General features: G+C 63.2%; 28 protein-coding genes, 1 tRNA gene and 1 pseudogene. 18 read left to right on the top strand and 12 right to left on the bottom strand.

Features of this window, described 5'->3' with window-relative positions; all coding sequences use genetic code 11:
• Positions 1-67 precede the first annotated feature (67 nt).
• Together Q0O95_RS01465 and Q0O95_RS01460 are read left to right on the top strand one after the other, a co-directional pair.
• Positions 68-463: a hypothetical protein gene (locus Q0O95_RS01465; protein ID WP_293694627.1), complete on the top strand. Its 396-nt coding sequence runs from the start codon at positions 68-70 to the stop codon at positions 461-463.
• A 128-nt stretch (positions 464-591) separates the two neighbouring features.
• Positions 592-879: a hypothetical protein gene (locus tag Q0O95_RS01460; protein WP_293694625.1), complete on the top strand. Its 288-nt coding sequence runs from the start codon at positions 592-594 to the stop codon at positions 877-879.
• 19 nt (positions 880-898) lie between these two features.
• On the opposite strand, the gene Q0O95_RS01455 is transcribed toward Q0O95_RS01460, so the two are convergent.
• On the bottom strand, positions 899-2077 hold the full coding sequence (locus tag Q0O95_RS01455) for a replication initiator (protein ID WP_293694624.1): 1179 nt from the start codon (positions 2075-2077) through the stop codon (positions 899-901).
• A gap of 415 nt (positions 2078-2492) precedes the next feature.
• Between Q0O95_RS01455 and Q0O95_RS01450 the strand changes: the two genes are divergently transcribed.
• The 8 genes from Q0O95_RS01450 to Q0O95_RS01415 all read left to right on the top strand — a co-directional run bounded on the left by Q0O95_RS01450 (position 2493) and on the right by Q0O95_RS01415 (position 7575).
• Positions 2493-2810, top strand: a complete 318-nt coding sequence (locus tag Q0O95_RS01450; protein WP_293694622.1) for a hypothetical protein — start codon at positions 2493-2495, stop codon at positions 2808-2810.
• 74 nt (positions 2811-2884) lie between these two features.
• A complete protein-coding gene (locus Q0O95_RS01445; protein WP_293694620.1) occupies positions 2885-3511 on the top strand; it encodes an RDD family protein in 627 nt (208 codons plus the stop codon).
• A 55-nt stretch (positions 3512-3566) separates the two neighbouring features.
• Positions 3567-4007, top strand: a complete 441-nt coding sequence (locus tag Q0O95_RS01440) for an SRPBCC family protein (protein ID WP_293694618.1) — start codon at positions 3567-3569, stop codon at positions 4005-4007.
• Between the two features lie 116 nt (positions 4008-4123).
• Positions 4124-5041 carry a D-isomer specific 2-hydroxyacid dehydrogenase family protein gene (locus Q0O95_RS01435; protein ID WP_293694617.1) on the top strand — a complete coding sequence of 306 codons (918 nt, stop codon included), beginning with the start codon at positions 4124-4126 and terminating at the stop codon, positions 5039-5041.
• Positions 5042-5344: 303 nt separating this feature from the next.
• Entirely contained in the window at positions 5345-5650 is a 306-nt protein-coding gene (locus Q0O95_RS01430) for a hypothetical protein (protein ID WP_293694606.1), read from the top strand.
• A 25-nt stretch (positions 5651-5675) separates the two neighbouring features.
• Positions 5676-6122, top strand: a complete 447-nt coding sequence (locus tag Q0O95_RS01425; protein WP_293694604.1) for a MaoC family dehydratase N-terminal domain-containing protein — start codon at positions 5676-5678, stop codon at positions 6120-6122.
• On the top strand, positions 6119-6529 hold the full coding sequence (locus Q0O95_RS01420) for a MaoC/PaaZ C-terminal domain-containing protein (protein ID WP_293694602.1): 411 nt from the start codon (positions 6119-6121) through the stop codon (positions 6527-6529). Before Q0O95_RS01425 ends, Q0O95_RS01420 begins: the two co-directional genes overlap by 4 nt.
• Positions 6526-7575 carry a UDP-N-acetylmuramate dehydrogenase gene (locus Q0O95_RS01415; protein ID WP_293694600.1) on the top strand — a complete coding sequence of 350 codons (1050 nt, stop codon included), beginning with the start codon at positions 6526-6528 and terminating at the stop codon, positions 7573-7575. The genes Q0O95_RS01420 and Q0O95_RS01415 overlap by 4 nt, the downstream gene beginning before the upstream one ends.
• A gap of 248 nt (positions 7576-7823) precedes the next feature.
• Here Q0O95_RS01415 and Q0O95_RS01410 read toward each other — a convergent pair whose 3' ends face one another.
• From Q0O95_RS01410 to Q0O95_RS01370, 9 genes are all read right to left on the bottom strand, one after another.
• The gene (locus Q0O95_RS01410; protein WP_293694598.1) at positions 7824-8444 is read right to left on the bottom strand and encodes a response regulator transcription factor; all 621 of its coding nucleotides are present in this window, start codon (positions 8442-8444) and stop codon (positions 7824-7826) included.
• Positions 8441-9628, bottom strand: coding sequence for an ATP-binding protein (locus Q0O95_RS01405; RefSeq protein WP_293694596.1), 1188 nt, complete (start codon positions 9626-9628; stop codon positions 8441-8443). The genes Q0O95_RS01410 and Q0O95_RS01405 overlap by 4 nt, the downstream gene beginning before the upstream one ends.
• A gap of 48 nt (positions 9629-9676) precedes the next feature.
• On the bottom strand, positions 9677-10534 hold the full coding sequence (locus Q0O95_RS01400; RefSeq protein ID WP_293694594.1) for an ABC transporter permease: 858 nt from the start codon (positions 10532-10534) through the stop codon (positions 9677-9679).
• The gene (locus Q0O95_RS01395) at positions 10531-11403 is read right to left on the bottom strand and encodes an ABC transporter ATP-binding protein (protein ID WP_293694593.1); all 873 of its coding nucleotides are present in this window, start codon (positions 11401-11403) and stop codon (positions 10531-10533) included. The genes Q0O95_RS01400 and Q0O95_RS01395 overlap by 4 nt, the downstream gene beginning before the upstream one ends.
• A gap of 255 nt (positions 11404-11658) precedes the next feature.
• Entirely contained in the window at positions 11659-13146 is a 1488-nt protein-coding gene (locus tag Q0O95_RS01390) for an APC family permease (RefSeq protein WP_293694591.1), read from the bottom strand.
• A 154-nt stretch (positions 13147-13300) separates the two neighbouring features.
• Positions 13301-14317 (bottom strand): helix-turn-helix domain-containing protein, encoded by a 1017-nt coding sequence (locus Q0O95_RS01385; protein WP_293694589.1) that lies wholly within the window; start codon positions 14315-14317, stop codon positions 13301-13303.
• Between the two features lie 172 nt (positions 14318-14489).
• A complete protein-coding gene (locus tag Q0O95_RS01380; RefSeq protein ID WP_293694587.1) occupies positions 14490-15029 on the bottom strand; it encodes a TetR family transcriptional regulator in 540 nt (179 codons plus the stop codon).
• 140 nt (positions 15030-15169) lie between these two features.
• Positions 15170-16363 carry a pyridoxal phosphate-dependent aminotransferase gene (locus Q0O95_RS01375; RefSeq protein WP_293694585.1) on the bottom strand — a complete coding sequence of 398 codons (1194 nt, stop codon included), beginning with the start codon at positions 16361-16363 and terminating at the stop codon, positions 15170-15172.
• Positions 16364-16621: 258 nt separating this feature from the next.
• Positions 16622-17794, bottom strand: coding sequence for a PLP-dependent aspartate aminotransferase family protein (locus tag Q0O95_RS01370; protein WP_293694584.1), 1173 nt, complete (start codon positions 17792-17794; stop codon positions 16622-16624).
• A 114-nt stretch (positions 17795-17908) separates the two neighbouring features.
• Between Q0O95_RS01370 and Q0O95_RS01365 the strand changes: the two genes are divergently transcribed.
• The 7 genes and pseudogenes from Q0O95_RS01365 (at position 17909) to Q0O95_RS01335 (ending at position 21874) form a co-directional block, all read left to right on the top strand.
• The gene (locus Q0O95_RS01365) at positions 17909-18406 is read left to right on the top strand and encodes an Lrp/AsnC family transcriptional regulator (protein WP_293694582.1); all 498 of its coding nucleotides are present in this window, start codon (positions 17909-17911) and stop codon (positions 18404-18406) included.
• 238 nt (positions 18407-18644) lie between these two features.
• Positions 18645-18717, top strand: a tRNA-Trp gene (locus Q0O95_RS01360).
• Positions 18718-18791: 74 nt separating this feature from the next.
• Positions 18792-19049, top strand: a complete 258-nt coding sequence (secE, locus tag Q0O95_RS01355; RefSeq protein WP_293694580.1) for a preprotein translocase subunit SecE — start codon at positions 18792-18794, stop codon at positions 19047-19049.
• Positions 19050-19150: 101 nt separating this feature from the next.
• Positions 19151-19783: pseudogene (nusG, locus tag Q0O95_RS01350) on the top strand (transcription termination/antitermination protein NusG); the annotation flags it as partial.
• Positions 19784-19840: 57 nt separating this feature from the next.
• Positions 19841-20269 (top strand): 50S ribosomal protein L11, encoded by a 429-nt coding sequence (rplK, locus tag Q0O95_RS01345; protein WP_293694577.1) that lies wholly within the window; start codon positions 19841-19843, stop codon positions 20267-20269.
• Positions 20270-20339: 70 nt separating this feature from the next.
• The gene (gene rplA, locus Q0O95_RS01340; RefSeq protein ID WP_293694575.1) at positions 20340-21029 is read left to right on the top strand and encodes a 50S ribosomal protein L1; all 690 of its coding nucleotides are present in this window, start codon (positions 20340-20342) and stop codon (positions 21027-21029) included.
• A 101-nt stretch (positions 21030-21130) separates the two neighbouring features.
• Positions 21131-21874: a hypothetical protein gene (locus Q0O95_RS01335; protein ID WP_293694574.1), complete on the top strand. Its 744-nt coding sequence runs from the start codon at positions 21131-21133 to the stop codon at positions 21872-21874.
• 136 nt (positions 21875-22010) lie between these two features.
• On the opposite strand, the gene Q0O95_RS01330 is transcribed toward Q0O95_RS01335, so the two are convergent.
• Complete coding sequence (locus Q0O95_RS01330; RefSeq protein ID WP_293694572.1) at positions 22011-22619, bottom strand: helix-turn-helix domain-containing protein; 609 nt, start codon at positions 22617-22619, stop codon at positions 22011-22013.
• Between the two features lie 136 nt (positions 22620-22755).
• Here Q0O95_RS01330 and Q0O95_RS01325 point away from each other — a divergent pair, with 136 nt between their 5' ends.
• Entirely contained in the window at positions 22756-23697 is a 942-nt protein-coding gene (locus tag Q0O95_RS01325; protein WP_293694570.1) for a type II CAAX endopeptidase family protein, read from the top strand.
• 10 nt (positions 23698-23707) lie between these two features.
• Here the strand turns inward: Q0O95_RS01325 and Q0O95_RS01320 are convergent, their stop codons facing one another.
• Positions 23708-24691: a LacI family DNA-binding transcriptional regulator gene (locus Q0O95_RS01320; RefSeq protein WP_293694568.1), complete on the bottom strand. Its 984-nt coding sequence runs from the start codon at positions 24689-24691 to the stop codon at positions 23708-23710.
• Positions 24692-24857 lie beyond the last annotated feature (166 nt).

Below are 24857 nucleotides of genomic sequence, written 5' to 3'. Positions count from 1 at the left end.
ACTAACGTCGAACACATCTGTTCTCATGCACTCGTTTTTGCATTACTAGAGATGTAGACTCGCTGCCATGACAAGCAACACATCTCAGGGACGAACTAAGTCGAGCGCGGAGCCGCCCACGTTCGTGCCCGAACACTCAAACCCGACCATCGAACAACTGGCTGAAGCGCTCAGTACCATCGCTCAGAAGCTCGCAGATGCAGGCACTAGCCCATCGGCTGACACGGTAGCTTCTTCGGAGCTGCAACGACTCGATGAGGAGATGCGCATTAAGCGAACCTTGGTGCAGCTCAAGGAGACTCGCACCGAACTTCTACACATCGAGCGCGCGTTAGCTGAGCTCGCGCTTCGGAACGGCTTCACTCTTCGTCAGGTCGGCGTACCGCTGGGCGTGAGCTTGAGCACCCTCAGCAAGTGGAAAGCGAACCAACGCTTCTTTACCGACGAATCAACAAGCGTCTAAGCCGTTGCCGTTGCGGTGGAGAGAGGTACAACATCAAGGCGGCTCCGCCGCCGCGAGCGTCGGCGGTGCTGCGCTGCGACTGCGTCGTTCTCGCACCGCCGCCACTCGCACCAACGAAAGGCCATGACATGACCACTGACACCACCACGAACGCAACCACCCTCGTAAAACCCCGTGCCTGGAACGATTTTGCACACCGCGACCGCTTCATGCACATCATTAACGATGACGAGCACGCCGCAAACCTGCTCTGTGAGGTGTTTCCGGACATGGATCAGCGCCACCCCTACGCTCTATGCGGTGTGACCCTGACCGTGTTCCCCAATGACCCGCCAAGCGGTTACGTCACCGACGATTTTGCCGATATATGCCCCGAGTGCACCGAGATCGAGCAACACAACAAGGCCAATACGTAACGTGCTATTCCCGCCACGACTACAGCCGTAATCGTTCCTGCTCCCACGGCTCATGTTCACCGCGTTGGTTCGCTTCCTCTTGCAGCCTCTCCCACTGCTGCCGCAGCAACGCCTGGCGTTGCTTTGCCACGGTTTGCCACTGCTGGCGAATGATGCCGCTCATGTATAGCTCAGCAGCCGTCATACCGTCCGGTTTCGACGTGGCCGGTTCGTCCCCGCGTTCTTCTTGCATTGCCGCAGCAAACGCCCGCCGTTCTTCCCGTAAGCCGGTACGAGTAGCGCCGGTGACTGACCACTGTTTGGACTGCGACAGCACCCGCTCAGACCCCACCAGATCGGCATGTATCGGATGCTGACACTCCCGGCCACCGTCTGGCCGGTCACACTCCGCTGAACACCGATACTCATGCGCAGCGAACCACAGCAGACGCTCCGCAGCGTTCGAGACCTGCCCCGTTGCCGCCTCAACAGACTTCACCGCATATGCAGTCATCTTCACCAAGTACCGGGCTGTTCTCGCCGCCTCGTCGGGATCTGCCACCGCGTCCAACACCTGCACATCCGACTGCACACCCCACCGCAGAATCTCACCCGTCCACGCCGCCGTATACGCCTGAGATGCGACCGCTAAGAACTCCTGGCCAATAATCGACCCTCGCGGATACCGCACCAACACATGCTTATGCATCACCCCGCGCTTCTGCGCCTCCGTCACGGCGAAATACTGGAACTCTTTACCAAACGCACGCCGCCACCTGGTAACCGTGTTATTCCAGAGCCGACCAAGCGTTTGATTAAACAGCAACGTGCCAGCGAAGTCATACCCGAGTGGATCGACCGGTTCACCCGCAAGCTCCGACCCGAACTCATGCACACCCCCACACGCGCACCGCTGCCGACGATCAGAAAGCCGATGCGGCACCCGGTGCGTCTTCCCGAACGATGGAGCCGTCAACGTCACCAGCGCCCACGAATAGCCCGTCAGCGGTTCCCCGTCCTCGTCAAAAACACCACTACGAGCAATCGCCGCCCAATCATTCTGAAAAAGCCTCGAACAACTCGGGCACTTCGAGGCCAGCCGGCTATTACATCGCACGAACACCGACCCGTCACCGTCCACATCAAACGGGTTCACACAGACCGACTCTAAAAGCGCGTCCGCCGCCGCGACCTTTACCGCTTCGTCCTGCACAACCACAACGCGCCCGCAGAACTCATAATCGTGAGGTCGCGGGTTCGAGCCCCGCCCTCGCTACAAGCGATTGAGGCGAGCGAAAAGGGTGCTTGCATCCTTTTCCGAGCCGATTGAGCTTGTTGACGAGCGTCAGCGAGGATCACAATGATTGAGGTGAGTGAAGAAGAAGCTTGCTTCTTCTTCCGAGCCGATTGAATTTGTTGACGAGCGCGTAGGCGCGAGGAATACAAGCGATTGAACTTGCTGACGAACGCAGTGCGGAATACAAGTGATTGAGTTTGTTGACGAGCGTCAGCGAGGAATACATCGAAGGGAATCCCGTGAGAGCGGGGATTCTTCCTTATCTGTCGCGGTTGTCAACCCCTTCTTCCCCATCGTGCCGTCTTGTTAGCGTGGTGACGCAAGGAGGTGCTTGACGATGACCATGCGTAATGATCACGAAGATGAGCGTGCGATCGCCCAACCCGAGGATCCAGAAGGCGTGGCTTCCCGCGTCGCCGCTGATCCCGAGGCTGAGGACGATAATTCGCCGAAATCGGAAACAAGCGTTTCACTGCTGTATCTGGGGTTCGGCATCCCGTTCATCCTGTTTCTCAGCACGGGAGTGTTCGGAGTCGTGAATGGCGACCCCGTCTTCACGGGCGTCGGGTTCGGTGTTGCAGCAGTTCTGGTCCTGATCGCACTGTGGCTGCTGTTGAAGCTCATTCGCGCCAATCGGCACAGGAGTCATCACTGACGGTCCTCGTCGGGATGCCGACTGCGCAGACGCTCTTCAGTAAAGCCACATGCTCATGACCTAGTCTCGCCCCTGTGAAAGACAATACGGGCAGGCAGAGCATCGCGTACCGGGGCGTCATGTATTCGCCCGCGAGTGCCCTGCAGCGTTGGTGTGCGCGCATCATCGATGCCGCGATCGCGCTGATACTGAGTGCGACGGTTGCGGCGGTCTGCGGCTCGACGCAGGCCATCCCATCCGATGCGGTCGCGGTCGGAACGGGATTCGGAGCAGCGAGCCTCGCCGTGACGTCCATGCTGCTGGGCCTGCTTTACGGTTGGGGTGCTGGCGTTGGCCAGTTGCTCACCGGTTGCAAGTCGCGGCGTACCCGCGACGGCAGGCACGTCGGCGGATTCCGAGGCTGGATGCGCTACTGGGGCGTTGTGTTCCTCCCCGCGCTCGTCGTCTTGTTGCTTGCGAGCCTGTTCTCGGCGGGCGGAGGCACGATCGACACGATATGGGGCGATGACATCCGCGTGTTCAAACGGCAGGGGACGAGGCACGTGACGCAGTCCGACGAGAGATTCCACCGCGAAAGATTCCACCGCGAAAGATTCCACCACCACGGGGGAGACGATGACCCGTATCAGTATCGTGACCCACGCCAAGAGCGGTTTGCGCAGCCCGACCACCCGCCGAGCCAGCAGCCTCCCGGCAGGTGAAGAGCGCCCGGGCGCTCCTCGCTACGCTGGTGAGACACCGAGGAAGAGGACGGCTATGGCCGAACATCGATTAGTTTCAGCCAGCACAGTGATCGCGGCAACCGCCGAGACCCTGTTCGAGTGGATCGCCGACCCCGCTCTGCAGCCGGCATGGGATGGCAATGAGAACCTCCTGGCAGCGGAAGAAGGGCAGCGCGTCCGCGCCGTCGGCGACGTATTCACTGTGACGCTCACGATGGGGCAAGTGCGCGACAACCACGTCGTGGAGTTCGAAGCGGGTCGCCGTATCGCGTGGTTGCCGGCGCCGGAAGGCGCCGAGCCGCTCGGGCACCTATGGCGATGGGAGCTTGAGCCGACCGATGACGGAACACTCGTGACGCACACCTACGACTGGACCGAACTGCAGGACGAGACGCGATTGTGGCGAGCTCGAGCGACCACCGAGGCGAATCTGCGCGCATCCATCGACCGCTTGGCGGGAGTCGTCGGGGCCTGAGTTTCGCGGTGCCCGGTACGAATTGTTACGGGTTGCCCTCGACTGTGCCTGCGGGCGGGTAGCGTGGAAGCATCCCTTTAGGTCACGACGCCGGGCTACGCCCGCCAGGAGGCACCGTGAGCGAGATCATCGCTATTCGCCCGCACGATGAACACTTCGCGCAGCTCGCGAAGGAAGCAGGAGCAACGATCGCCGGAGACGGTGACAACCCGACGGGCGTCTTCGTACCGCCGTTCACGGGTATCCAGCACCTGGAGGAGCTGCTTGCCGAGCACAACACGATCGAGTGGGTACAGCTGCCGCTGGCAGGTGTCGACAAGTTCCTGCACATCATTCGCGAGCGCACGGACATCGCCTTCGCCAGCGCGAAAGGCGCGTACTCGAAGCCGGTAGCCCAGCACGGACTCGCGCTGACCCTTGCGCTCCTGAACGATCTGCATCGGCGTGCTCGGGCATCCGAGTGGGATTCCGTGCAGACCGGTGAAATGCTCTACGGCAAGCGCGTCACGATTCTGGGAGGCGGCGGCATCGCCGAGGAGTATGCGCGACTCATCGCTCCCTTCGGCTGTGAGATCACTGCCGTCCGGCACGCACCGGCCGCTGTTCCGGGCGCCGACCGCACGGTGCAGACCGGGGAGTTCGCGTCGTTGCTGCCCACGACGGATGTGCTGTTCCTGGCGTCTGCGCTGAATGACGAAACACGAGCGATCGTGAACGCGGAGGCGCTGCGAGCACTGCCGAAGTCGGCCGTCGTCGTCAACATCTCTCGTGGCCCCGTTATCGACACCGACGCGCTGGTTGCGGCGCTCGCGGATCAGGAAATCGCTGGAGCGGGCCTCGATGTTACCGATCCGGAGCCGCTTCCGGACGGCCATCCGCTGTGGAGCGAACCGCGTGCCCTGATCACACCGCACACCGCGGATACGGTTGAGCAGGTCACGCAACTGCTCGGAGACCGTTTCGTCGACAACATCGCCCGTCGTCACCGAGGAGCGGACCTAGCCGGTGTCGTAAACCCCGCGCGAGGTTACTAGGGTCGTCAGCCAGCAGTACGAAGCCTCGGGGCGTCGCCAGCGTCTCGTGAGCGGGCCTATTGGTTCACGCCGATTCCCGTTCCTTTTCTCGGTCTATACGAGAAGTCATCCACTTGTCTTGCCTGCGCGTATTGCCCGAGAAAGGGCACAGCGCGAGAAGGGGAGCGGGAAGAGGAAAGTGTCGATTGGGAATTCGTGTACCCAGATTTGGGGGCGTCGCGGCGGGTTCCTGTGCGTTATCCTCAGGTCTAGGCGACCGTGCCCCGCCGGCGTAGCTGGCGCAGCAACGAGTAAGGAACCACAGTGACCGATCCCGTTTACGACCAGGACAGCAGCCGCCAGCCGACCGAACAGGACCTCCGCAATGTGCGGATCCCGCCGGAGCGAGCCCGCGTCATCAACATTATGACCCTTGCTTTCCTGGTGGCCGACGCGATTCTCCTTGGCCTCGCGGTGTGGTTCTTCGCCGACGGCAACGAGATGATCGCCTACGTGCTGCTCGGCTATGTGTTGTTGAACATCGCGTTCGTGTTCTGGTTCCGAAAGATACAGACCAGGCGCGCCAAGCTGCTGACCTGGGAACAGGATCCCCTGAACCGAACTCTGTGACCGGTCACCGCCTAGACTGGATGCCGTGAGTGTGAACACAGAGCTGGCGGGCAAAGAGTACCCGCCAACGGAGCCGTACCTTGTTGGGCGCGAAAAGATTCGCGAGTTCGCGGGGGCGGTGCAAGCGTCGAACCCCGTCCACTTCAATGTCGACGCCGCGACAGCAGCGGGCTACGACGATCTCGTCGCGCCGCCGACGTTCACGATCGTCGTGCAGCAGCGGGGCCTCGACCAGCTCCTTGCCGATGACTCCGCAGGCATCGAACTGCACAGGGTCGTACACGGTGACCAGCGGTTCAACATCGTGCGCCCCATTCTCGCGGGGGACGAGCTCACCGTGAAGTTCAGAGTCGCAACCGTACGGCCGCTCGGCGGCAACGCCATGGTCAGCACCGAGGCCGACATTCTTGACGCGGCAGGCGTCCTCGTCGCCACTTCGTACGCGACACTCGTGGTGGGAGGCGACGAATGACTTTCGAACTCACTGAGGGCGAGCTGATCGCCGAACGTGATGTGCACTTCACTCGAGACTCGCTCGTGCGCTATGCGGGTGCCTCAGGCGACTTCAACTCCATTCATTACCGTGACGACATCGCCGAACAGGTCGGCCTGCCCGGCGTCCTCGCGCACGGAATGCTCACGATGGGGGCCGCCGTCCAGCCCGTCATCGACCACTTCGGCGACCCGAGCCGCATCGTCGACTACCGCGTGCGATTCACGCGCCCCGTCGTCGTGGATGCGGAAGCCGGTGCCGATCTGCACGTTGCGGCGACTGCGGCGAAGGACCTCGGTGATGGCACCTGGCGAATCGATCTGCAGGTCACGGTTGACGGCAGGGCCGTGCTCGCGAAAGCGCAAGTCGTCGTCAGCGTCGCATGAAGTTCTCCGAACTCACGACGATGCGGGTCGGTGGCAGCATCGCCGACGCAATCGAAGCAACGACAGCGACCGAAGCGAAGGAAGCCTACGAGCGGCTCATCCGGAGTGACGAGGAGTTCGTCGTGCTCGGAGGCGGCAGCAACACGGTTGCCAGCGACGAAGGCTATTCCGGCTCCGCGCTCCTGATGCGCACGCGAGGCATCGAGACTCGATCCGACGATGACGGTGCAGTAACGCTGCGCGTGCAGGCCGGCGAAGACTGGGACTCGCTCGTCGCAGTAGCCGTCGATAACGGCTGGTCGGGCATAGAGGCGATGTCGGGCATCCCCGGGTCCGTGGGAGCCGCTCCGATTCAGAACATCGGTGCCTACGGGCAGGAGCTCGCCTCCGTGCTCGTCGCGATCGACTTCTTCGACGCGGAGACACTGCAGACAAGACGCCTTGAACGTGACGAATTGGGGCTCGCATACCGCTACAGCAAGATCAAAGGGCGTGAACTGCGGGGCCTTGTGCTCGCCGTTGAACTGCGATTGGCCGAGAGCCCAGAGTCGCAGCCAATTGCCTATGAGCAGCTTGCGGGCGCGCTGGATGCCGAACTGGGCGACCGCCGTCCGCTCACCGAGGTGCGGGAGGCGGTGCTGCAGCTTCGAGCATCGAAGGGCATGGTGCTGTCGGAGGACCCGGATTCCGTATCCGCGGGGTCATTCTTCACCAACCCGATCGTGTCGACCAAGTTCGCGAGAGATTTCCCGGAATCAGCCCCCCGATTCGCCGCGGATCCCGTCACTCTCGATTCGGGAGAGCGTGTCGAAACCGTCAAGCTGAGCGCAGCATGGCTGATCGAGAACGCGGGTATCGGCCGTGGATTCTCGCTGGGCCACTCTCGCGCGGCGATCTCGTCGAAGCACACGCTCGCGATCACGAACACCGGTGGTGCGACGGGAGAAGAGATAGCCGAACTCGCTCGCTTCGTGCAGGCAAGAGTCGAAAACGCCTTCGGTGTGTATCTCGTGAACGAGCCGGTGCTGGTCGCCCTCGAACTGTAAGGTCATCCGCTCGATACGTTTTGGTACCGACGCTCCACCTCTCTCAGGGAGGGGTGAGGTTCATAGCTGAATACTTGGCTCAACTCGGGTCTCTTTCAGCGGAGCGTGATCATAATGATCTCAACGGCGGCCCGGCTACTGGGACGCTGCGCCGCCGCCGGGCTCTCTTCTGAGGGTCTGAGTCTGGCCCCGCGGCCTTTATCCATGGGGGTGAGGTCGCGGGGTCAATATTCTCATCGACGATCGGGTCAGAGCAGGAGACCCTGACGAATCCCCTCAGCGACCGCGCTCGTGCGGTCTCGTACCTTGAGTTTGTCGAAAATGCGCTGCACATACGTTTTCACCGTGGCGGCGCCGATGCCGAGTTCTGCGCCGATCGCGGCGTTCGTGCCGCCGGAGCGCATGAGTTGCAGTACCTGAAGCTCACGGGCGGTCAGCGCTTGGTAGTCGTCCGTTTCCGCGAGTCGCTTCGCGACACCGGGCGAAACCGCTCGTTCGCCGCGTGCGACGGCGTGCACGGCCGAGAGGATCTCGCGGGGCTGGGCGGCCTTGAGCAGGTATCCGCTCGCGCCCGCTTCGAATGCCGACAGGACATCCCCGGGGGAGTCGTACGTAGTCAGGACGAGCACTCCGGGTGCGTCGGGGAGGCGACCGATCTGTCGAATAGCGTTTGCGCCACTCGTACCGGGCATCCGTAAATCTGTCACGACGGCGTCGGGTGCGTGTTCTCGAACACGGCGCACGAGCGTCGCACCGTCTGCCGCTGTCGCCACGACGCGGATGCTCGATTCGCCCTCCAGCATCGCGACGAGGCCGCCGAGAATGACAGGATGGTCGTCCGCGACGACGACTCGAAGCTGCTGGATCACGATGACCCCCTCATCGGCAGGATCACAGTGAGCGCCGTGCCGTCGGTGCCATCGAGAGTGAACTCCCCTGCGCATTCCGCAACGCGATCGCTGATCCCCCGCAGTCCGTTCCCACGGGCAGTGCGTTCGGTGTCGCAACCAACACCGTCGTCTGCAATGCGCAGGACGCACTCGTCGGATGTTGCGTGCAGCGAGATCCGTACGTTCCTCGCTCGGGAGTGCTTCCGGACATTGGCCAGGGCCTCCTGTGCGACTCGCAGCAACACGATCTCGGACTCCAGATCCTGCCCGACGCCGCGAACATCCAATTCGACAGCAACGCCGGTTTCCCGCTCGAAGCGGCCGGCGAGACGCGTGATCGCGGTCGCGACGCCCTCCTCGAGCTGCCGAGGTGTCGCTTTCAACAGCAGTGCGCGTGTCTCCTCGAGTGCCTCTTCGGCGAGGTCCTCGATCAGCAGCGGGTCCGGCGACGGCACGCGAGACTGCATCACAATCGCCGTGAGGTTCTGCGTTACCGCATCGTGCACGTCCCGCAGGACGGCAGCGCGCTCTTTCGTGGCCGCAGTCTCAGCACTCAGCAGAGCAACTTCATCCTGACTCTGCTGCAGTTCCTCGAGTAATCGCTGCCGCACGTGCACCTGCTGTTCCAGTTTCTGAATCGAAAGACCGATCCCGCAGCTCAGGGCAATGATGAATACGGCAGTGAACACCACGGACATCGGGTCGAAGACGCCGCCCGCTAACAGCCCTGCGGCAGCGGAAACCATGATCGTGGTCGTCCAGATGATTGCGCGCTTGGCGTCCGGCGAGGCCAGCCACGTCAAAGGCATTATGAAGCTCAACGCGCCCGTGAGCCCCGGGTCCGACCAGGTCATTCCGAACGCGCAGAGCGTCGCGAAAGCCATGAGTGCAGTGTGCACGGCGGTGCGATCGATGCGCGGCCGTGCGAGGAGCCATGCACCGACGATCAGCAACGGCAGCGCGATCCCTGCGGCGCTCTGCACCCAGTCGACCACACGCAGCGGCTGCTCCGGCACGGTCGTCGCGAAGTTCCAGACGGCGACCGCGCTCGTTGCGGGTGCCAGCACCAGCACGACGACGTGCCAGATCGTACTGCCGTCATCGACCCGCTTCGTGCTGCCCACTCGCGTATCCGTGTGCGCTTGAGTTGCTGTCGCGTTCATGTGGCTAGTCTCTCGTGCATCCCGCCACCGTGTCTCGTATCGATGGGCTCAGCTGCGCTTCACCCAACGGAACGTGATGGCTGCGACGATGACGCCGACAACCGTCCAGATCGCGAGCATGCCGACGGCCATCCCGAGATTCCATTCATGATCGAGCTCGACGAAACGCGCGGCCTCCGGCAGGAAGGCGAACCGCATGGCATGCGCGAGCCAGGCGATGGGGAAGATGCTGGCAATCTGGATCAGCCAGTCCGGCAGCATCGTGATCGTCAAGTAGATGCCGGAGATGAACTGGATCACCAGCACGATCGGGATCACGACGGCGGAGGCCGCATTCACGGACCGCGGTAGTTGCGCGAGAACGAGTCCGAGCATCGCGCAGCAGATTAGGCCCAGCGCGTACGCCCAGGCGAACACGCCCCACTGAGCAGCGGTCTGCGGAAGATCGAAGCCGAACACGAAAACACCGACCGCGAGCAGCGCCATCGTCTGTACGAGGGACGTGATGAGCACCTGCCCGAACTTGCCGATGAAGTAGCTCGTGACGGGTATCGGCATCGCCGAGAGCCGTCGGAGCGTCCCGTCCCACTTCTCGATTGCAACGCCGATCCCGAGATTCTGCGTACCGGAGAGCAGTACGCCGCTCGAGACCATCGCGGGCAGCATGAGCGCGCCGGCCGAGATCTCTCCGTCCGGCGTCACGATCGGGTCCATGTTGCCGAAGGCGCTCGCGAACACGAACAACAGCAGGATGGGGAACGCGAAGGTGAACACCATATTGTCCGTGCGGCGCGCATACTCCAGCAGCTCGAGCCGGATGCGGTCGATGCCGACACGGATCGTGTGCCCTGCCGGGAGACCGCTGATGGGCGCGGCGCGAGCGATGTCGATTGTCGGTGCGGTCATGCGTCCGCCTCCTCGCGAGTCGACTCCGTGCCATGGGCACGGAGCATGCCGAGATAGATGTCTTCGAGCGTTGGACGGATGATCTCCAGCCCGGGGATCTCGCCGCTGTGCTTGCGAGAGAGGGTCGTGACGAATTCGGTGGGATGCTCGATTCGTTCTTCGCGGTTCCGGTCGCCATCCCGCCAGCGCACGACCGGCATCCGGGCATCCGCGCCGCCGATGTTGGCAATCGAATCGAGCGCAACGACCTTGCCTGCGATGATGACGCCGGCTCGATCGGCAAGCTGTTCCGCCTCATCCAGATAGTGCGTCGTCAGCAGCACGGTTGTGCCGTGCTCCGACAGTTCGCGAACGATGTCCCACATCTGTCGCCGCACTTCCGGGTCCAGGCCGGTCGTGGGCTCGTCGAGGAACAGCACCTCAGGGCGTCCGATTATGCCCAGCGCAAGATCGACGCGTCGCTTCTGACCACCGGAGAGCTGACCGATCCGTTTTCTGGCGTGTTTCAAGAGCCCTAGCTGTGACAGGACGTCGTCGGCCCTCCGTGCGTTCGGGAACACCCGCTCCGCGTGCGTGAGAAGTTCGCGCGCGGTGAGTGTGGTGTCGGCACCGAGCGACTGCGCGACAACGCCGACGCGGCTGCGCCATTCCAGGCCCGCCTTGAGTGGATCTGTTCCGAGCACCCGGACGGTCCCTACGGTCGGTTTTCTGTATCCCTCGAGCGTCTCCACCGTGGTCGATTTGCCGGCGCCGTTCGGCCCGAGCAGGGCGAACGTCTCTCCCTGCTCGATCGAGAACGTAACGTCGTCAACGACAGGGCTGCCCCCGTAGCGTTTCGTGAGACCATGCACCTCAATAGCGGTATTCATGCTCCAAGCATCCGCCGAGAGTGGGTGGCGCACATCCCCCGATCGGCTGACGACCTCTAGAGCGGGCAACACGCTCTGCTACGGCCGGGCTTTTTGCCAACTTCTCGGTCGCTGGGCGATGACACGCCGTGAGGAGGCGCTCCCATCGCCAGGCGACCGAGAAGTTTTCACGCTATGAAATAGACCTACGGTGGTTTGGATTGGGTGTTTTCAGCTGTTCGTTGCTTCTCGCTCCCTGCCCAGTATGAAATCCGCCTACAGCGGATTTCCCCTTCCAATCTGCTGGTAGAGGGCAGGCTTCTTCGCGCGGAGGACGAACCCCCAGACAATGCCGACGATCAGCCCCAGGATGATCAGCCCGGGCAAGACGAACGTCGTGACGTCGGGCTCCTCCTGGTCGAGCATCAACTGGAAGTTCCCCAGAATGAGCACGAACATGACGATCAGCAGCACGCCGGAGAGCAAAGGTGCCACGATCGTGGTCCAAGGGCTCAACCCCTGATTGTCGCGGCGGAAGAAGCCGAACACCGCGAACGCGGAAATCCCCATGAGCAGAACAAGGCCCGCCGCACCGGTATTGGTCAGCCACGTGAACATCGTAAGAACGGGGAACAGGAAGTCCGGGGCGTCGAGCGCGTCAGCACCGCCGAAAACGTCACCGGCGAGCGCGAACCCGGCAACGACGACGAGAGCGAGCGACGACTGCGCGACCGATCCGACCCACGGCGCACCCGCCTTCGATGTACGTGCGAATACCCGTGGCATGACTCCCTCGCGCCCGAGCGAGTAGAAGTACCGAGCGACGGCATTGTGAAACGCCTGCAGCGCCGCGAAGAGGCTGCCGACGAACAGTAGCGTCATGATGTCGGCGATCAGCACGCTCGTGCGGTCGGTCATGAAGATGAACATGAGATCGGGGCCGGCTTCTCGGGATGCCTCCACGATTTGCGAAGGACCGATGCCGACGGAGAATGCCCAGGCGCTGAAGGCGTAGAACAGGCCGATGATAATGACGGCAGCGTAGGTCGCCCGTGGAACGGTGCGCTTCGGATCCTTGGCTTCTTCGCTGTAGATCGCGCCGCTCTCGAAGCCCATGAATGCTGCGACGCCGAACACCAGGATCAGGCCGAGGGCGGGCCCGAACAGCGCGGCGGGGTTGAGCGCGGCAGTCGAGGCACCTTCCGGTGACGCATTGAAGGCGAAGATGTCGAAGACGATCACCACGGCGAACTCGAGCGCGACCAGTGTTCCGAGTACTTTTGCCGAGAGGTCTACGCGGTTCACGCCGAGCACGCCTACGACGATGATGCAGAGGACGACCCACAGCCACCAAGGCGATGCGAATCCCAATTTCGCTTCGAGGAACAACGAAAGCTGGAATCCGAAGAGCCCGTAGATGCCGATCTGCATGGCGTTGTACGCGATGAGCGCTACGAGGGACCCACCGACACCGGCCGGGCGACCGATGCCGCGAGCTACGTACGCGTAGAAGGCGCCGGCGTTGGTGACGTAGCGACTCATGGCCGTGTAGCCGACGGCGAACAGGGTGAGGATGATCGCGATCAGCAGGAATCCGAGCGGAACACCGAGTGATCCCGTCACGGCGAACGACGTCGTGACGCCCCCTGCGACGACCGTGAGAGGAGCGGATGCCGCAATGATCATGAGCGTGATCGAGGGAACACCGAGCGTGCGTCGGCTGAGCCCGGCGTCCTCGGTGCTGTTCGTGGGCTTGTCGCTCATGATGGTCGCTCCTGTCGCGCTACCTGAGTGTTCGTCGTTGAGACCTCAGTCGAGTTCAGCCTAGGATCGGATGCGGCAGGAAGCTTGATCCGTAGAGCAGCAGACTTGACTCTGCGCGAATGCGTCCGGACGCCCAATCGGCCTTAGTAGAGCGCTACCGGCGAGTCGGCTCCGGAGTGCGTGCGCGCCGATATGCGCTCGGCGGCATCCCGAACGCGGCTCTGAAGACGCGACTGAAGTGGGCGGCATCGTTGAACCCCCATCGGGTGGCGATCTCGCTCACTGAGCGATGCAGAAGCGCGGCATCTCCGAGATCGGTACGGCAGCGCTCCAGGCGACGTTCTCGGATCCAGGTGGAGACCGTCGTGCCTGCGCGGCTGAACTGTGCGTGCAACGTCCGTACCGAGACGAAGTGCGCAGCGGCGATCTGCTCCGGGCACAGCGCTGGCGAACCGAGGTGGTCGTCGATGTACTGCCGAATCCGCTCGAATTGCTTCGCCTGCGGATCCGCGGGGTAGCGCTCGCAGCCCAGGATGTCGGTCAGAAGAGTGTCGAGCAGGTCGAGGCTGGTGCGCGCCAATTTACTGCGAGCGGCTGTATCGAGCGGCGTGAGCCGGGCGGGGAAATGCGACAGGAATGACGTCACGACGGGAGAGAGGTGCTGATGCTGCTCGTTCAGCGAAACAGCGGTGAGGTCGTCGAGAAACGCGGAAGGGAGGTCGAGGCGAGACTTCGGGAACATCATGATCAGGTTCTGGAAGTCGCGGTCGAAGAGCAAGGAGTACGGCCTCGACGTGTCGTAGATCGTGAGATCTCCCGGCTGCATCAGTACTTCTCTGCCGTCCTGCACGAGCATGCTGCTGCCGGAGAGCAGCAGGCTCACCTTGAAGTAGCCTTCTCCGCCGCGCGTAATCGACTCGCGAGTCCGTTCGACGAGGTGGGGTCGGGCCGAGACGTCGGTGAAGACAACCTCGTCGGCTGCGGCAGAGGTCAGCACTGCCGTGAACGGCCGGCAGGAGTTTCCGCTGACACTCAACGGCACGAACGACGACGAGACCATGCTTCGGAAGGTGTCGAGATCTCCGGCCCTCGCGATCGCCGCCGGCAGGCTCGTTTCGGTCGGCTGACGCGCGGATGCGCGAGCTTCGGGGAGGGATGTGATGCGCGTCACGATGCAGAGTCCCTTCTGAGGAGGGGACGCACCGTCGCTCTCGCGAACGGTCTCCCTCGTTCCGTTCGACTGGTGCAGCCAGCCTAGGACTATCCATTTGTATAGTCAAGGCGCGTGCGCGAGCCTCGCAGGCAGCATCCGACGGGGATGCGCCCAGTCCGACCCCGGGCGGCTACTGTCGCGAGGCCTCGACGATCAGGGCGCGCATCCGACGCAGAGCGGGCCGAACATTCCGCGGCAGCACCAGCTGCTGGAAGACGATACCGTCGAGACAGAACCAGATGAGCTCGGTGACACCTTCGTCGTGCACGCCGAGCGAGGCGAGCTGCGTGCCGATCGCCGTCCGGTACGCGCTGTAGTGGCGTTCAGCGAATCTTCGCAGCTCCGGCCGGCGTCTGGACTCCAACAAGAGTTCGTACTGGAACGACTGCACGGGGCCGTCGTGTTCGGCGAGTGACTCGATGCCCGCGGCGAATTCGTCGACGGTGACGCCCTGCTTCATCATGTTCGAGCCGAGCAGGCTCTCTTCTATTGCGAAGTCCATGGCCGCGGCGATCAGCTGATCCTTCGTGCCGAAGTGGTGTCGTATCAACCCGTGCGAAACTCCCGCCTCCGCGGCGACAGCGCGATAGGTGAGTGCTCGAAGGCCACCGTTCGCGACCACGGTGATGGATGCCCTGAGCAGGGCGGTGCGGCCGGATGCGTCCTTCATCGTTATGAGCGTACCGACGGTTCGCGTCGCGTCGACTGGGCACGAGAAACGCGAAACCCCCCAAACACCGCACAATCGGTCAGTCTTTCGAGCACACGAGCCGATTTTTCAGTATTTCGGGCATCCGGGCGAGGTCGTGCCTACTGCGCGAACAGCTCCCGCATCCTGTTCATGCCCTCTGCGAGCTGGTCGTCGCCGAGCGCGTACGAGAAGCGCAGGTAGCCGCTGGGCCCGAACGCCTCGCCGGGAACCGCCGCGACCTGTGCTTCGTCCAGTAGCAGGTCGGCGAGTTCGAGCGATGTCTCCGGCGTGACGCCGTCCCAGTCGCGGCCGAGCAGCCCGCGGACGTCGGCGTAGGCGTAGAAGGCGCCCTGCGGGGTCGGTACGGAGACACCGGGGATACTCGATAGCGCCTCCACGATCGCCCCGCGCCTGCGGTCGAATGCGGTCAGCATGTCGTGCACGGCATCCTGCGGTCCGAGCAGCGCCTCGGCTGCCGCGCGCTGCGCAACGTTGTTGACGTTGGAGGTGAGGTGCGACTGCAGGTTGGCTGCGGCCTTGATGGCATCCTGTGGCCCGACCATCCAGCCGACGCGCCAGCCGGTCATCGCATAGGTTTTGGCGACACCGTTGAGCAGCAGCGTACGGTCGGCGAGTTCGGGCACCGCCTCCGTCACGGATACCGCCCGAACTCCGTCGTAGGTGAGGTTCTGGTAGATCTCGTCGGCAATGACCCACAGGTCGTGCTCGAGCGCCCACTGCCCGATCGCACGGATCTGGTCCTCACCGTAGACAGCGCCGGTCGGGTTCGACGGGCTGACCAATAGCACTGCCTTCGTGTTCGCGGTGCGGGCGGCTTCGAGCTGCTCGACGGTGACGAGGTAGCCCTGCTCGCTGCCGGCGAAGACGTCGATCTGTTTTGCGCCCGTCAGGCCGATCGCCTCCGGGTAGGTCGTCCAATACGGAGCGGGAACGAGAACTTCGTCGCCCGGGTCGAGGATCGTCTGAAACGCCTGGTAGACGGCCTGCTTCCCTCCGTTGGTGACGAGAACTTGGCCCGGTGAAACCGAGAGCCCCGAATCGCGCTTCGTCTTCTCGGCAATGGCCTCACGCAGTTCCGGCAAGCCACCCGCGGGTGTGTACCGGAAGTTCTTCGGGTCGTCGAGAGCCTTCCGTGCAGCCTCCACGATGTTCTCGGGTGTCGGAAAGTCGGGTTCACCCGCCGCGTAGGAAATGACGTCTTTGCCCTCGGCCTTCAGAGCCTTCGCTTTCGCGTCTACCTTGAGGGTTGCGGACTCGTTGATGGCGCCGATGCGTGCTGAGATTCGGTTCACCCCTCAAGCCTAACCAGCAAGGTACGCTGCCAACAGTCCGCGACGTGCCTCACCTACTTTGAGCCCGAAGCTTGCCTGATGTGGGAGGCAAGTTCCGGGCAGCCGGCGAGCGCGGTGGTTCAATCGTGGAACGCTGCATCGAGTCGACGCGCCTGTGCCGTCAACTTCTCGGTCGCTGGGCGACGACACGCCGTGAAATTGAGCTCTCAACGCCACGAGACCGAGAAGTTATGGGGCACAGCCGTCACGACGGCACAGTTATGCAGCGAGCGCGCGCTCGAGGTCGGCGATGAGGTCGTCGGCGCTCTCGAGCCCGATCGACAGCCGCAGCACGCCGGCATCGGGGCGCGCATCCCCATCCACGAGGCGGTGCGTCAGACCGGCGGGATGCTCGATCAGCGAGTCGACGCCTCCGAGCGATACGGCGTGCGTGAACAGCGTGAGCGAACTCGCCAGCTTGGCCGCCGCGTCGTAGCCGCCTGCGAGCCGGATCGCCAGCATCGCTCCCGATCCGTGCATCTGCTCTCCCAGGACGCCTGCTGGATCGCCGTCGAGCCCCGGATAGAAGACCGTAGCGATGGCGGGATGCTCCTGCAGCCACTCCGCTACCCTGGCGGCCGTCCGCTGCTGGGCGTTGACGCGAACCGACAGCGTGGCGAGGCCTCTGTGGAGGGTGTACGCGGCAACGGGATGCAGCACGCCACCCGTCAGCGCGCGTACGGGCCTGATCATGGTCGCGTGCTGCTCGGAACAGGCGATGACGCCTCCCATGACGTCGCCGTGGCCACCCAGGTACTTGGTTGCGCTGTGCATGGACATCGCAGCGCCGTGCAGCAGCGGGTTCTGCAGCACCGGTGTCGCGAACGTGTTGTCAACGAGCACGGGCACATCGCCTGCCTGATCGACGATCGAGCGGATGTTGACAAGATCGAGCGTCGGGTTTGCGGGCGTTTCCACGATCACGAGTCCCGTGTCTTGACGGAGCGACTCGGTCACCGCGTCCGCGGCGCAGTAGGTGACCTCGGTGCCGAGGAGCCCTGACGCCAGCAGATGGTCCGTTCCGCCGTAGAGGGGGCGGACGGCGAGGACGTGTCGATTGCCCGTGGCTGCGGTGAACGCGAGGAGCGCTGCACTGGCAGCGGCCATCCCCGACCCGAACGCGACAGCCGACTCCGCGTGCTCCAACTGCGCGAGCGCCGACTCGAAGCGTGCGACGGTCGGGTTCCAGAGCCTCGCGTACAGTGCTGTGCCGCCCTCGGGAGCGCGGCCGCCGGACGCCATCGTGTCGTACGCTTCGCCGCCGCTTTCGACGCTCGTCAGCGGATACGTGGTCGAGAGGTCGATGGGCAGGGCGTGCAGGCCGAGGTCGGTGAGATCTTCACGGCCGGCGTGAACGGCAAGTGTGTCGAGAGCCTTCTTTGCCTCATGCATACCTCGATTGTTGCTGCTTGCCGAGTTGAAAGCCAGCACAGTTGTGATTCACTCATAGTTCAGCAGATAAAATTGAAACTGCGACAAAGCAGTGATGCTCTGAGGTAGGCGAACATGCGAAATCCACAAGGCGGCCTGGCCCTCGATGCGCTCGACTTCGAGATCATCAGGGTGCTGAGCGAAGACCCTGCGCTCACCAACCGCGGCGTCGCGAGAGCGCTGGAGATTGCGGAGTCGACATGCGCCTACCGCATCCGTCGACTGCGAGAGTCATCGGCCATTCGCCCTCGGCGGCTCGAGCTCGACCACGCGAAACTCGGCTACGCGCTGCACGCGCTCATCACGGTGTTCCTGACGAACCACTCACGAGAGGTCGTCGACCGCTTCATGGCGAGCATGGTCAAGGCCCCGCACGTACGCCAGGTCATGAACCTGACCGGCAGGTACGACTTCCTGATCAGCGTCGCGGTAGCGGATGCGGAGGAGCTCAGGAGCTTCGTCCTCGATCACGTGACCGTGCATCCCTCGGTCAGGGGAACGGAGACGCACATCGTTTTCGATACACGGGCCGGGGAGTGGGTGCCTCCTTTGCCGGATGAGCAGGCTCCGTAGCCCGGCGACACGTGTCGGGTGTCACGAAAAGTTGACGGTACGGTCATACGTCACGAAATGCGGACTCTACGGTTCGTTTCGGACGTCGGATCCACTTTTCGTGACGCCCCTTACTCCAGGCATCGGCAACTGGACAGGAAGCATCGCCAGCCCGTATAGTTGAGCGTCGGTGGTTGAAATCCACCATCATTTCCCGTGCCTGCGAGGTGGGGGAACGGTGGACGATCACGAGAAGCCTAGGGCGGTGGCGCAATTGGTAGCGCAGCGGTCTCCAAAACCGCAGGTTGCAGGTTCGAGTCCTGTCCGCCCTGCGAGCGCAGATGCCGGAAACGGTGGATGCTCCCGGGCTGAGGCCCGTAGCAAATGAAGTAAGGGAAGGAACCTCGTGGCAGATAAGACGAGCGCACAGGGCGGCACGCGAGTCGCCCGTCGGCGCAACCCGTTCGCCGCGATCGTTCAGTTCATTCGTGAAGTGTTCACCGAGCTGTCGAAGGTGGTCACGCCCACCCGCAAGGAGCTCATCAGCTACGCGACGGTCGTACTGATCTTCGTCGTGCTGATGATGCTGCTGATCTTCGGTCTGGATGCGCTCGCGGTATGGATTATGGCCAACCTCTTCGGCGACGGCGTAATCCTGAACTAGCATCCGCTGGTTCTACGAACTCAAGAAGGCAAGCGATACCTGTGGCAGATAACGTCAACGACCTCAACAATGAACTGAACAAGGCGCTCGACGACCTCAGCGGCGAAGCAGCTGAGGAGACCAAGGTCGACCCCTACGCCGAGTTCAAGCGCGAACTGCGTCTCAAGCCCGGCAAGTGGTACGTCATTCACTCGTACGCGGGCTACGAGAAGAAGGTCAAGGCCAACATCGCCAGCCGGGCCGAGAACATGGAGATCGGCGGCATCCACGAGATCCAGGTCCCGACCGAGGACGTCCTCGAAGTCAAGAACGGTGTCGGCAAGAAGGTCACGCGCGTTCGCGTGCCGGGCTACGTGCTCGTTCGCATGGAACTCAACGAAGACACCTGGTCGGTCGTTCGCCACACTCCCGGTGTGACGGGCTTCGTCGGCAACGCTCACAACCCCGCACCCCTGCGGTTCAACGAGGCCTTCAACATGTTGAAGCCCCTCGCGGATGCGCAGATCGCGGAAGAGCAGAAGGCCGAGGACGCCACGGTCGCCTCCCAGCCCATCGTGGCGGAGGTCGATTACGAGATCGGCGAAACCATCACCATCACCGAGGGTTCCTTCGCAGGCTTCCCGGGCACGATCTCCGAGATCCAGCCCGCGAGCGGCAAGCTCACCGTCCTCGTCTCCCTGTTCGAGCGCGAGACTCCTGTGGAGCTCGGCTTCGGTCAGGTCAGCAAGCTCTAGCTGTAAAAGGCTAGATTCCCGACCCGGGGTGGGTCGGGTAAGAACTAAGGAAGAAATATGGCACCCAAGAAAAAGGTATCGGGCTACATCAAGCTCCAGATCCAGGCAGGCGCCGCCAACCCCGCACCGCCGGTAGGTCCGGCGCTCGGTCAGCACGGCGTCAACATCATGGAATTCTGCAAGGCGTACAACGACGCTACGCAGGACCAGCGAGGCAACATCGTGCCGGTGGAGATCACCGTCTACGAAGACCGCTCCTTCGACTTCGTGCTCAAGACGCCTCCGGCGGCTGAGCTCATCAAGAAGGCGGCCGGCGTCAAGAAGGGTTCGGGCGTTCCCCACACCCAGAAGGTCGGCAAGGTCACCGATGCGCAGGTCGCTGAGATCGCCGAGGCCAAGATGAAGGACCTCAACGCGAACGACATCGACGCAGCGAAGAAGATCGTCGCAGGCACGGCCCGCTCGATGGGCATCACGGTCGAGTAATCGACCCGCAAACATTCATTTAGTGGCAGCGTCGGCCAGACGCGCACCACGAACTCTGAAGGAGTTGAACATGGCAAAGAAATCCAAGGCCTACATGGCAGCCCTCGAGAAGATCGAGGACGGCAAGTTCTACACCCCCACCGAGGCAGTTGCGATCGCACGCGAGACCGGTTCTGCAAAGACCGACTCGACCGTCGAGGTCGCGCTCAAGCTCGGTGTAGACCCGCGCAAGGCAGACCAGATGGTCCGCGGTACCGTGTCCCTTCCTCACGGCACCGGTAAGACCGCTCGCGTCATCGTCTTCGCGCAGGGCGCCGCTGCAGAGAAGGCAATCGAAGCGGGAGCCGACGAGGTCGGTAACGATGAGCTGATCGAGAAGGTCGCCGATGGCTGGACCGACTTCGATGCAGCCGTTGCGAGCCCCGAGCTCATGGGCAAGGTCGGACGCCTCGGTAAGGTCCTCGGACCCCGTGGCCTCATGCCGAACCCGAAGACCGGCACTGTGACGCCCGACGTCGCGAAGGCCGTCACCGACATCAAGGGCGGTCGCATCGAGTTCCGTGTCGACAAGCACGCCAACGTGCACTTCATCGTCGGCAAGGCCTCGTTCACCGAGGAGCAGCTCCAGGACAACATCAACGCCGCCCTCGAAGAGATCGTGCGCCTGAAGCCGTCGTCGGCAAAGGGCCGCTACGTGCTCAAGGGTGCGGTTTCGACGACGTTCGGTCCCGGGATCCCCTTGGACCCCTCGGTCATCTAGGACGTTCAAATAGCGCAGAAGAGGACTCGGCATTTCACCGGGTCCTCTTCTCGTTGCGCCAAAGGGTTCTCACTAGCGGCCTGCGGTACGCTCCTGACAATGTGCAGGAGCAGGAGGAAGGGCAAGAGATGGCGTTTACTCCCATCCCCGATGTCGGCGCGAGCTGGGGCACGATTCTCGACTCGCTCCCGGGCCTCCCGAGGGCGAAGCGATCCATCGTGCTGACATCGCTGTTCGCGACCGCGCTTGTCCTAGGCACTGTGATGGCGATAGGGACGGTCGGATTTCTCGTGGGGCTGTCGGAGCGACAATCATCTCCGGGAGGGATGGACTGGGTGCTGATGATCATCGCGCCCGTCTTGTTCATCGTGTTCGGCATCATCGGCCTGCTGCGCTGGAGCAACACCTGGCGGGATGCGTCGGGAGATGCGCTCGTGGATGCCTACCACGTGTCGTTCAGCCGCACCGAGCCCGACGCCGTATGGAAGGCGGTCGAGACCGCGACGAGTGAGAACGACCCGTTGCTGCAGCGTGTGCTGCGAGGTCTTGAGCTTGAGAACAGCCCCGTGTATGGCGCTTACCATTTGTGGGTCAAGCATGTTCCGCGCGATCGGATGATGATCGCGATCGTGTCGACGGCGATGCCGCGAGATGCGCAGAACCCGGAGGGCGGCATTCGGTATCAACTCGACCGTGTGCCCCTCGTGCGCCATGGCACCGCCTACATCGACATGAAAGCGGCGGGGAAGACGGCGAAAGCAGACAGGATGCAGGAGTTGCGCGACTGGAGTTCCGTGCCCGTTACCGACCTCCGAGCGAGCGGCGACCCAGCACCATCGCCGTGATGCCGCGCACGGCCCACTACACCGGGATGCCCGGGTACGCGACCCGAGACGCGGCGGCATCGTCATCCCTCAGCCCCTGACGGCGTAGAACTCTCCTCGCCCGCAGCCAGTAAGTGAGTACAACAAGACGCGCGGATTATTCGCGGTCGGCTGTGCACGGTAGGCCGATACCGGTCAGAATGGCGCCGAGCTGCACATCCGTCCGTGGCTCGGGGCGCGAGGCGATGCGCGGGAAGTCGGTGAGGTCGTCCTCGGCCCGGATTGCATCGGTTCCGCTCGTCCAGCCCTCGTCCGTGAGCACGTTGTTCCCGTAGAACCAGCCGACGATGAGGTCGTGGGCGTCGCGAGGATGCACCGTGGCGTCCGCTGTCAGCTCCATGATCGTCTCGCTCAGCGCAAAAGAGTGACGACCGAGGATGGGCTGGGCGCGCAGCAGTGACAGCGTTCCCGGGATGTTCGCCATGGTGTTCGCGCGCTGCATGAGTTCCAGCACGGCGCAGTGTCGGCACGGAATGCCAAGGAGCTCTCGCGGCAGCAGTGTTCCGAGGCGTTCGTCGCCCAATTCGTGCCAGATCGCCCGCAGTGACGGGAAGTAGGTGTACAGCGCGTTGGTTGCAACGCCGACTTCACCGGCAACGGCTCGCAGGGCGACGCCCTCGATGGAGCCTCGTTCGTGCAGCAACCGGTCGGCGGCGCGCAGGATGCGCTCCCTGTCGATGTCGCCGCGCGGCCCTCGACGCGTCATGCGATCGTCCGCGTACGCGTTGGGAAGTGATGGCTGGCAGATCGGCAGTGTTCGGCCGGCCCGATCGGAGTGCTGCGTTCCACGATTCCCAGCTTACGTTCACCCAAAGAGTTTGTACGCTGTACAAACTGGATCTATGCAGAATGACCACACGCTGGGAGCGCCAAAGCGCATCACGACCGATACCGGACACGACACGGCTCTTGCAGGAGTCGGCGACGGCGCAGTCGATCGAACGGGGGCGCCCGGGGTGAGAACGGGCTCCGCGCATCCCGGCTCCGAGCGCGAACGGCATTCTCGTCGCCCTTTGGAAGCGGCGATTTTCGTCGTTCTCGCAACACTGCTGTGTTTCGGCGCGGCTGCTCCGGCGATCTTCGGCGCGCTGCCCGACGAGATGATCGGCGTGCTGGTGCCGGCTGCGCAGCTGACGCCGTTTCTTGCCGCGCTCGTCATGTTCGCCGTCGTCCGGCCGGGAGGATTCTTTCGTCAATTCGCGCTGGGATGGGGTCGCTCGTGGCGGGCAATAGGGCTGGGAATTGCGGTCGTCGCCGTGGCGGGGCTGGCCCAGCTGGCCGCCGGGGTGCTGACCGGCTTCGAATTCGCGGCTCTCGACGCGATCCTGTTGGCGTTCGTTGCGGTTCCTGTGTTCTGGGTGCTGCAGGGCATCTTCGCGATTGGTGAAGAACTCGGTTGGCGAGGATGGTTGATCTCTCGCTTGCGCGGCTTTGGCTTCTGGACGATTGCAATGCTTTCCGCAATTGCGTGGATGGTGTGGCATCTGCCGGCTATTCCGCTCATCGTCGGCGACGGAGGTTTCGAAGTCGGGCTCGCCTACCTGCTCGCGATCGGTTCGTGGGCGCCCTTCATGGTTGCTCTGCGCCTCTTGTCGGGGTCCGTGTGGCCGGCGATCATCGTGCACGGGGCGCTCAACAGTGTGCGCGTGTTCCTGACGCAGTCCATCGCCTCGGGAGGTGGCGTGAACTGGGTCGTCGAAGCCGTCGGCTGGGTGCTCTGGCTGGGCGCAGCGGCCCTTGTGTGGCACTTTGCCCTGCGCCGCCCTTCCGCGCCAAGGCCCTAGCGGCCCGGGCTCAGTCGCGCGTCGACGCCCTGTACTGCACTTCGATCTCGAGCGGCACGACCTCGTCGGGTGCCCGTTCGCCGCGAAGGATGCCCAGCAGCAGTTCCACGCAGTGTGCACCGGCGGGGCGCGGGGCGAGGTCGATCGCGGTGACAGGAGGGTCAACGTACGCGAGAGCGGGATTGTCCACTAAAGCAGCGATCTGCACGTCAGCGCCCGGGCTTCTCCCTGAGTCCTGGATGACATCCATGACGACGAGCGCCGACCCGTCCGGCCCGCAGAGCACGGCATCGATGCTCTCGTCGAGCGACAGCAGCTCGCGCGCGGCCTCCGCGAGCGTTGCGGAATCGGAGCCGAACGTGCGCTCGGTGACGAACGGGCGCTTCCCGTGCTCACGACACCACTGCCGGTATGCGGTCTGCACGCGAGTGCCCCAGTTGGTGCTGCGAGGAGAAGCGAGCAGTGCCGGTGTTGATGCGCCCTGCGCTACGAAGTGATCAAGCAGTTCCCGTACACCGGCTTCGTGGTCGGCCGAGACGACTCCCGCCTGATCGGCGCCGTCGGCAGGCTCGAGCGTCACGACGGGAACATCGAGATCCATGAGCTGCGTTGCCGAGGTGTCGTGAGCGAGCGGGTCGAGCAGAATGACGCCGTCGACGGGTGGTCGATGTCCCCCGAACAGCCGCTGCGACGTGATGAGCGTCACGTTGATCTGCTGCCTGGCGGCCTCCTCGAGCGCGCCGTACACGATCTGCAGGTAGTAGTCGATCCGCGTCATGACCTCGGGGAGGTGGATGCCGATCGCGCCCTTCGTCGCGGTTCTCAGCGATTGCGCGGCCGCGTTCGGACGGTATCCGAGAGCGGATGCAGCTCGTTCGACCATCATCCTCGTCGGTTCCGAAACGCGCCCGTTGTTGTTGAGTGCGTCCGACGCGGTCGTTCGAGAGACGCCTGCGAGGCGAGCCACGTCGACGATGGTGATGGCCTTCTTCATCCTCCGTGTCTATCACAGTTGCCGACACGGGTGCCGAATCGATCCGAAAAACTACCGGTAGCGGAGACTGTACGAGCTGAATCTCTCGACTACTTAGCAATAAACACTTGATATTTCCGATCGATACGCCTACATTTACTCTATGCCGGAACGATCCGAATAGCAC

This window comes from uncultured Agrococcus sp., assembly GCF_945915485.1.
In the GTDB taxonomy this organism is placed as follows: domain Bacteria; phylum Actinomycetota; class Actinomycetes; order Actinomycetales; family Microbacteriaceae; genus Agrococcus.
The sequence above is the reverse complement of the archived record's forward strand: the minus strand, read 5'-3'. Positions and strand labels throughout refer to the sequence as shown.